This is a genomic window from Streptomyces sp. NPDC040622 (assembly GCF_055593965.1).
The window spans coordinates 163,057-171,658 of the sequence record NZ_JBVIXD010000014.1 but is presented as its reverse complement, the minus strand read 5'-3'; the positions used below and the strand labels follow the sequence as shown (position 1 = coordinate 171,658).

Below are 8,602 nucleotides of genomic sequence, written 5' to 3'. Positions count from 1 at the left end.
CCGAAGATCACCGCGTCCGCCCACTCCATGTCCTCGTGCGAGGCCTCGGTCACCTCCGCCGTGGCCTCACGGTGCGCCGCCCAGGCCGGATTGGCATTGACCGCCGCCTGCGGAGCCGTCTCGGCCACCGTGCGCAGCCGCACGTTCGCACCGGCCTTCTCCGCGCCCTCGGCCACCGCCTGAGCCAGCGTGTGCACGTTGCCGGTCGCACTGTAATAGATGATCGCGACGTTCACGGGTTCCACAACTGTGTCCTCTTTCTGGTGCGTTGGGCCCGCCCGGCCGTGGTCCCGCCGGGGGGCGGGGGCGGGCAGTGGGGGGCGGGCAGTGGGGGGCAAGTGGGGTGGGTCAGCGGGCGATGACCAGGGTGGCGGGCGGCGCGGAGTGGAAGGTGATCTCGCTGAAGCCGGCCTTGGTCAGCCAGGCGTGGTAGTCGCTCTGGCGCCAGGTGCCGCCCTGTTTGCTCTTGAGGAGCATTTCCGAGGCGAACAGCAGCGGGAAGGGCGGGCCGCTGCGGTCGTCGTCGACGACGTAGTCGCACACGACCAGGGCGCCGCCGGGTTTGAGGGCGTCCTTGAGGCGGGCGAAGAGCGCCACGTTGTCCTCGGGGCCTTCCTGGTGGGCGATGTGGGAGTAGAGGGCGACGTCGTAGGCGGCGGTGCCGAAGTCGGTGGTGTGGAAGTCGCCGTCGATGCAGGTGAAGCGGTCGGCCAGGCCGCGTTCGGCCAGCAGGCGGCGGGCGATGGCGTTGATGGGTTCCCAGTCGAGCTGGGTGGCGCGGGCGGCGGGGTTGGCCTCGAGCCAGGTGGCCGAGTAGATGCCCGAGCCGCCGCCGATGTCCAGGATGGAGAGGTCGCCGGCCTCGGACAGGCGCAGCACGTCGGCGGCGACGGCGGCGGCGGGCACCGACTGGGCGGCGATGGCGGTGACGACCTGGCCCCAGTGCGGGTTGTCGGCGACCTCGACGGCGGCGTCGGTGACGGGGCCGCCGGCGCGCACCACGTCGGGCAGGGTGGTCAGGCCGCCCATGTGGGTGAGTTTGAGCTGGGCCATGCCGCTCAGGTCGGCGGGCCGGCCTTCGACGAGGTAGGCGGCGGCCGAGGGGCTGTTGCGGTAGCGGGTGCCCTCGAGTTCGACGAGGTTGATGCTGAGCAGGCCGTCCAGCAGGGTCTGGGCGCCGCGCGGGGAGATGCCGGCGGCGTCGGCCAGGGCGGCGGCGGTGTCCGCGCCGGCCTCCAGGTGGGTGAACAGGCGGTGGGCGGCGGCCGCGCCGATGATGCCGGTGGACCAGTAGCCGTTGATCAGGCGCAGGATCTCGTCCGGGGCGGGCTGGTTGTCGCTCATGCGGTGCCTCCCTGGCCCGTGGGGGCCGCGTGGGTTCGAAGTGCGGTGCGCAGCCGGCTCGCGACCCGTTCGATCTGGTCTTCGCTGAGTTCGGCGTGCATGGGGATGGCCAGGTGGTGGTGGAAGAGGCCGGCGGAGACGGGGCAGGTCTGCTTCGTCTCGAAGACGGGCTGCAGGTGGGTGGCCCAGGTGCCGTGTCCGCAGCCGATGCCCTGGGCGCGCAGGTCGGTGGCGAGCGCGGCCCGGTCCACCCGCGCGTCCAGGCGCACCAGGTAGGACTGCCAGGCGTGGGTGCGGTCGGCGGGCACCTGCGGCAGGGTCAGGAGTTCCTCGTCGGCCAGCAGGCGGGCGTAGTGGGCGGCGACGGCGGCGCGGCGCTGGAGGAGTTCCTCGATCCGGCCGATCTGGACCTGGAGGATCGCCGCGGCGATGTCGGACAGTTTGAAGTTGTAGCCGATCTCGGTGAACTCCGGGATGGGCAGGCCCACGATCTTGGACTGGTCGAAGATGCTGCCGATGCCGAACGAGGAGCGCAGGCGTGCCTGGGCGGCGACCGACTCGTCGGTGGCCAGCAGTGCGCCGCCCTCGCCGCTGGTGGCGCCCTTGCGGCCGTGGAAGGACAGGCAGGCCACCTCGGCCAGTGCGCCGGCCTGGCGGCCCTGGTAGGTGGCGCCGACCGCGCAGGCGGCGTCCTCGACCAGGAACAGGCCGTGCCGGTCGGCCAGGGCCTGCAGTTCGCGGTAGTCGGCGGGCAGGCCCACGGTGTCCACCGCGATGATGCCGACGGTTTTGGGGCCGATCAGGTCGGCGACGGCCTGCGGGTCCACGGTGTGGGTGTCGGGGCGTACGTCGGCGAAGACCGGGACCGCGTCCAGGTAGCGCACGGCGTGGGCGGGGGCGGGGAAGGTGTAGTCGGCGACGATGACTTCGTCGCCCGCCCTCACGCCCAGGGCCAGCAGGGCCACGTGCAGGGCGGCCCCGCAGTTGCTCAGCGCCACCGCGTGGCGGTCGTAGCGGGCGGCGAGCTGGGCTTCCAGGGCTTTGCCCCGGGGGCCCTGCCCGGCCGGCCAGCCGGAGGCGAACACCTCGGCGACGGCGGCCAGTTCCTGCTCGCCCAGGCTCGCGTGGACCAGGGGGATGGTGTCCATGGTGCTCACTTCCCGCGGCCCGCGGCGGCGGGCGGCTGGTAGCGCAGGGGGGTGATCTGGCTGACGTCGTAGCGTTGGCGCATCTCCTCCACCGCGGCGGGGTCCACGGCGCTGCCGCGCGACCAGATTTCGGCGATGTCCTCGAAGTAGTGCTCGTGGTCGGGCGAGGGGTAGCTCTGGAAGAGCATGCGGGCCGGGGCGGTGCCGGCGTTGCGGAAGGCGTGCGGGGTGCCGGGGGGCACGAACATGCAGGCGCCCTCGGTGGCGGTGACCGCGCCCTCGCCGTCGGGCGAACGCCACTGGTGCCAGGTGTCGCCGGTGCGGTCGGCCGGCTCGAAGGCCAGCAGTTCCAGCTCGCCCTCCAGGACGTAGAAGAACTCCTGGGAGTGCTCGTGCACGTGGGCGCCGACGTCGAAGCCGGGCGGCACGACCACTTCGAAGATGGAGATGGACGAGCCGTGGGCGTGGGTGGCCTTGAAGGTCACTTCCTGCGCCTTGGTGGTCAGCTTGCGTCCTCCACCGGGCGGGAGGATCAGGCCAGTCATGGGGTGGGTTTCCTTCTCTCGTACGGGATCTCGCGCGGCACGGGGCACCCGGAGAACACGCCCCCCCGGGGGGGGTGCCGGGTGGCCGGGTCAGCCGGCGGGGGTGTCGCCGCTCCAGCGGCCCAGGGCCATCTCGGCGGTGATGCCGGGGCCGAAGCCGGCGATCAGGCCGGTGGCGTCGGGCATCGGGGTGTCTTCCTCGAACAGGCGCAGGGCCGCGTCCAGGACGACGGCGCTGGCGATGTTCCCGTACTCGGTCAGCGTCGCCCAGCTGTGGCGGAACACCTTGCGGTCCACGTCCAGGAACTTGGCGAGGTCGTTGAGGATGCGCGGGCCGCCCGCGTGCACGATGTAGAAGTCGAGGTTGCCGGCGTCCCACCCGTGGCCCGCGGCGAACTCGCGCAGCACCGGCGCGAGCGGCTCCATGGTGCCCGGCACCCGGCGGTCCAGCTGGAAGTGGAAGCCGGTGTCGCGCACCGCGTAGGAGATCCAGTCCTCGGTGTGCGGGATGAGGTAGGAGGAGTTGACCTCCAGCTCGATGCCGGTGCCGCCGTTGCCGCGGACCACGGCGGCCGCGACCGCGTCGCCGAACAGGCCGTCGGACAGGAGCGAGCCGATGTCGTCCATGTCGGGCTGGTAGCACAGCGAGCACAGTTCGCAGGCCACGATCAGGACGTTGCTGCCGGGGTGGGCCACGCAGAAGTCGTGGGCGCGGTTGATGGCGGCGCCGCCGGCCGCGCAGCCCAGCTGGGCGATGGGGATCTGGCGGGTGTCGGAGCGAAAGCCCATCTTGTTGATGAGCCAGGCCGTCAGCGACGGCATCAGGAAACCGGTGCACGACACGTAGATGATCGCGTCGATCTCCCGGGCGCCGACCTCGGCGTTGGCCAGGGCCTCCTCGACGACCTGGGGGGTGCGTTTCTTGGACTCGGCCTCGTAGATGCGGTTGCGTTCGGTCAGGCCCGGGTGCTTGAGGGTCTCCTCGATGGGCTGCACGATATGCCGCTTCTGCACCCCCGTGTTGCGGATCAGTCGAAGTGCCAGGGGAAGCTGCGGCTTTCCGGCATGGACCCGCTCGGCGAAATCCAGCGTCTCTTCCGCCGTGATGACGTATTCCGGCACACGCACTGACGGCTTGCATAGCCTGGGCATATCGGGAATCCACTTTCTCTAGAGTCTGCCTTCTGCACGTGAAGAAGCTTTCGCGCACTCCCGGTGCCGCCCGGTCGGGCGACGGCAAGGGCAGCTGTGACGGCGTCTGCCGCGCCGCCTTCGCCGGACCCGGCCCGCCGCAGCACGTTGCGGCGGGCCGGGTCCGGGGAAGGCGGCGCGCGAGGAACGGCCCCACCGCCCCCGGCCGGCGGTACACCCCCCGGCCTGCGGTGCCCCCCACCTGGGGCGGCGGGGCGACCGGCAGGGGCGGGCAAGGGAGCCGGCACCCCCTGCACGGCGCACCACCGCCCCGCACCGCCCACCGGACCGGCAGACAGACCGGAGCAGGGCGGTGCGGGGCGGAGTGGAGTGGAGTGGAGTGGGAGGTCTCCGGGCCCGGGAAAGGGGAAAGACAAAACGAAGAAGGGGGGAAAGACAGAAGAAGCGGGAACACGGCCCGCCGCGCCGCGCCGGGCCGAACTGCGGTGTGTGCGTGAGCGGTTGGAGCCGTGCACCCCGCCGCCCCCCGGCCCGCGTGACCTGCCGGCTGCGGCGCACCCACTGCGGCCCGCAGGCCACGGACGGCAGGCGTCACGGCATACGGGCGGAGAAAGGACGGGGAGAGAAACAGCGCCGCGGGGAACAACGGACTCGGCACGGTTCGTGCGAAGCGGCGGATACGACGCTCAACCCGCCGTCTCGAAAACGGATTCGGGCAGGGAAGTCGTGCGGAAATAGTGACACGGATGCCGTCTCCACACCAAGGACCTCCGAAAGTGACGTAGGTCACTGCGCGGGGGTGGCGGGAGCCCCCTCCCCCGGCCCGGCACCGGCCCGGCACCGGCCGGCCCGCGGAGTCCGCACCTCCGCATCCACCGCCCGCCCCGGGGGGCGCGGCACATCCCCCGGCGGGGCGGGGCGTGGCCGGACAGGGCCGGGCAGGCCCCGGACAGGCCCCGGGCGGAGCGCAACGCCGCGTCGGCACGGGGGCGTCGCAGTGTTGGGGATGCGGGGGCGTCGGGGATGTGGGGGTGTTGGGGGTGTTGGGGCTCGGGCGGCGGGGCGGTGGGGCGGGTGCCGTGGTCTGCCCGTCGCGCGCCGGGGCGGGGCGGCCGGGGCGGCGGATGTCTGCGGCCGCTCCTTCCGCTCCTCCCCCGGCCGGGCGGGAGTGCTCGCCGACGGGGGGCTTCAACGCCCCTCCGGGGGTGGGGTGCTGAGGCGGGGCGGGGCGGGCCCGCCCCCGCCGGGGGGGGCTCGTGGGCGGGCGGGAGCAGGGGGTCCGCGCCCCGTGACGCGTCGGGGCCCAGGGGGCTGGGCCGGGGCGGGCCCGGGGGGTGCGGTGTCCGGCACCTCCGGGCCCGGCCGCCCGGGGTTGGTGCTCCGGCGGGGATCCGGAGTATCCCGCCGGAAGGCCGGCCGGCCGGGCTCGGGGTGGATGGCCAGGGATGGGCGGGGGCCCGGGTGTTGTGCGTGTGACGTCCCGCAGGGGCCGCACCGCCGCGCCCGCGCCCGGGGTCCGGAGCCGCGCCCGGGGGTCCGGGTCCGGGGGTCCGGGTTGGTCGTGCCGGGCGGGTACCCCCCAGGGGGGGTCAGAGGCTGCGGACGGCGGACTCGGCGTGGCGGCGGGCCAGTTGGAGGGTCTGGCGGCTGGCGTGGGTGAGGTCGGCGCGGACCGCGCGGCGGGCCTCGGCCAGGCCGGCGCCGGGGCCCAGGACCTGTTCGACGGCGTCCTCGCGGAGCAGGACGTGGTGCTGGGCCACGACGGTGACGCCCCGTTCGTCGGGCAGGACCGACCATTCGCCGCAGTGCGCGGAGATCAGCGGGCGGGGCACGGTCGCCTTGTACACGATGCGGCCGGCGTGCGGGAAGCAGATGCGGATGCCGGCCACGGTGGGGCCGGGTCCCTGGGGTGTGGTGAGGTCCAGGGCGATCTTCTGGATGCCGACGTGGGGCTCTTCCAGGGTCGCCCGGCTGACGTGCGGGAGCTGGCCGGGCCAGTCGGCCACGTCGTAGAGGAAGCCGTAGATGAGTTCGGCGGGGCCCTTGACGCGGATGGACTCGGCGAAGGAGAGCGCCAGTTGGTCCAGGCGGGGCCACTGTTCGGCCAAATAGCGCAGGCTGGCCAGGGCGGAGCGGGTGTTGGCGGTGACGACCTCGGTGAGCCAGGCCTGGTCCTGGGGCCGCCCGCGGGCGGTGGTGAACTCGTGCTCCAGGCTCAGCCGGCAGCGCTGGGCGCCCAGTTCCTGGACCGACCACCGGCCGGCCATGGAGGTGGCGGGCGCCATGAGCAGGTCCTGCTGGAAGGTGATGCGCCGGCGCTCGGGGTCCTGGACGCGCCGGGAGATCCAGGAGGTGATCTGCCCCTCGGCCAGGGCCCACATCCGCAGCCGTTCGTGGGTGCCGTCGAAGTCCAGGCGCTGGGCGTACACGTTGCGCGGCAGGAACAGCGGCCAGCGCTCGGGGTCGGCGATCAGCGCGTAGGCCACGTGGGCGGGTGCGGCCACCTCGGCCGTGTGCGACAGGCGGTGGGCGCGCTCACCGGGCACCGGGACCCTCCCCTTTTTTCATTGTCGTTGCGTCATGTGCGGTCCGTGCTGCGGTACATGTGCGGTGCGTGTGCGGTGCGGCCGCCGCGGTGTGCGGTGGCCGTGCCGGGCGCGGGGGTGCGGACGGCCGCGGGGGCCGTGGGCGGCGCGCGGACGGCCGGCGTTGCGCGGACGGCGGGCGGCCGGCGCGGTGCCGGCGGTCACAGGAGTGTGGCCCGGCCCGCTCGACGCGGGCACGGACACGGCTCGAGTCCGCCTGCATCCCGGCGGGCCGGGCGGGGCGGACTCGAGCGCGCGCACGTGTGCGGCAGCGGCGCAGGCACCGCCGCGGGCCCGTGGTGCGGATACCGCGATGGCGCAGTACCGCAGCACTGCGGGCACGGCGGTACTGCGGGCACGGCTGTACGGCGGGCACTGCGCTGGTGCGGGTACTGCGCTGGTGCGGGTGGTGCGGTACTGCGGGTACTGCGCTCGTGCGGGTGGTGCGGGTGGTGCGGGTGGTTCAGGCGGCGTACAGGTCGAAGGTCGAGCTGCGGCGCGGTCCGGCCACGACGTCCAGCTGCGGGTCGACGGCCAGCATGGCCTGGTGCAGGCGCTGCACCTGCGGGGAGGGCTCCACGCCCAGTCCTTCGATCATGCGGATGCGCAGCTTGCGGTAGATCTCCAGGGCCGAGGCCTGCCGTCCCGACCGGTACAGCGCCACCATGGCCTGGGAGTGCAGGCCCTCGTGCTGGGGGTAGCGGGCGGTCAGTTCGGTGAGCTCGGCGATGAGCTGGGAGTGCCGGCCAAGGCGCAGGTCGGCGTCGATGCGCCGCTCCACGGTGCCCAGGCGGCTCTCCTCCAGGCGCATGACCTCGATCTCCAGGATCGGGCCGACCCGCACGTCGACCAGGGCCGGTCCGCGCCACAGGGCCAGGGCCCGGCGGAAGCGGTCGGCGGCGGTGACATCGTCACCGGTCTCGAAGGCGGCACTGCCCTCGGCGGCCAGGCGTTCGTACTGGTGCACGTCCACGCTCTCGGCCGGTATCTGCATCAGGTAGCCGCCGTGCCGGGTGGCCAGGACTTCCTTGGCCGTGCCGGGGGCGTCGGGGCCCAGCGCGGTCCCCAGGTGCCGGCGCAGCTGCAGGATGTAGGTCTGCAGGGTGGTGAGCGCGCTCTGCGGCGGCTCGGTGCCCCAGAGCTCCTCCATGAGCGTGGGGACGGGCATCACCCGTCCGGGGTAGAGGGCAAAAAGGGACAGAATCTGCCGCGGCTTGCTGGCCGTCGGAACAATCGATCCCCCGTTGACCTCGGCGCTCAACGGACCCAGAACCTGAATCTTCATGGGTTTCCTCCGTACTTCGTCGAGTTGTTGTCTTGACTGCATTCCGTCACCGCGGCGGATGTGTGGTGCAGGGGCGTCCTCCTTTCACCGCAGGGAAGCCGAGGGCGCATCAGCGGCCGGGCACGGGCGGCCCGCCGGACGGCGCGGGCCCGGCACACCCGGGCCGGGACGCATCCGGCGCGGCGGGCGGCAGAACGTTCATCTCACGTGCCTTTCCGTGTCTTTGGACAGTGCGGACCGGACCCGCCGAAGGGGGGGGCTGGAGGTGTCCGGGGCGGGCCGGTGCACGGCCCGCCCCCGGGACAGGACAGACGAGGACAGACGAGGACAGAGAGGGCGGAGGGGCGAGGGGGGGGTGGGGCAGGGGGAACGCACTCGCCCGCCGCGGGCTCGCGGCGGGCGAGTGCGTGGGGAGGGGAGGGGCAGTCGGTGGCCTGGGGGGGGGGGGGGGAGAGGGGGGGGGGGGGGAGGCAGGGGGGAGGGGGAGTGAGGGGGGGGGGGGGGGGGGGGGGGGGGGGGGGGTGTTGTTTGCCCTCCCTTTAG

The 8,602-nt window shown here is 73.6% G+C and carries 7 protein-coding genes; all 7 read right to left on the bottom strand.

Features of this window, described 5'->3' with window-relative positions; all coding sequences use genetic code 11:
* Nucleotides 1-245 (bottom strand): flavodoxin family protein (locus tag ACZ592_RS34675; protein WP_471585679.1); only part of this gene is annotated, 245 nt, incomplete at its 3' end.
* Between the two features lie 103 nt (nucleotides 246-348).
* Nucleotides 349-1,344, bottom strand: a complete 996-nt coding sequence (locus tag ACZ592_RS34670) for a class I SAM-dependent methyltransferase (RefSeq protein ID WP_471585678.1) — start codon at nucleotides 1,342-1,344, stop codon at nucleotides 349-351.
* Nucleotides 1,341-2,492: a DegT/DnrJ/EryC1/StrS family aminotransferase gene (locus ACZ592_RS34665; RefSeq protein WP_471585677.1), complete on the bottom strand. Its 1,152-nt coding sequence runs from the start codon at nucleotides 2,490-2,492 to the stop codon at nucleotides 1,341-1,343. The genes ACZ592_RS34670 and ACZ592_RS34665 overlap by 4 nt, the downstream gene beginning before the upstream one ends.
* 5 nt (nucleotides 2,493-2,497) lie before the next feature.
* Nucleotides 2,498-3,037 carry a cupin domain-containing protein gene (locus ACZ592_RS34660; RefSeq protein ID WP_471585676.1) on the bottom strand — a complete coding sequence of 180 codons (540 nt, stop codon included), beginning with the start codon at nucleotides 3,035-3,037 and terminating at the stop codon, nucleotides 2,498-2,500.
* A gap of 90 nt (nucleotides 3,038-3,127) precedes the next feature.
* Nucleotides 3,128-4,189 (bottom strand): type III polyketide synthase, encoded by a 1,062-nt coding sequence (locus ACZ592_RS34655; RefSeq protein WP_471585675.1) that lies wholly within the window; start codon nucleotides 4,187-4,189, stop codon nucleotides 3,128-3,130.
* A gap of 1,589 nt (nucleotides 4,190-5,778) precedes the next feature.
* The gene (locus ACZ592_RS34650) at nucleotides 5,779-6,735 is read right to left on the bottom strand and encodes an aromatase/cyclase (RefSeq protein WP_471585674.1); all 957 of its coding nucleotides are present in this window, start codon (nucleotides 6,733-6,735) and stop codon (nucleotides 5,779-5,781) included.
* 502 nt (nucleotides 6,736-7,237) lie between these two features.
* Entirely contained in the window at nucleotides 7,238-8,059 is an 822-nt protein-coding gene (locus ACZ592_RS34645; protein ID WP_471585673.1) for an AfsR/SARP family transcriptional regulator, read from the bottom strand.
* Nucleotides 8,060-8,602 lie beyond the last annotated feature (543 nt).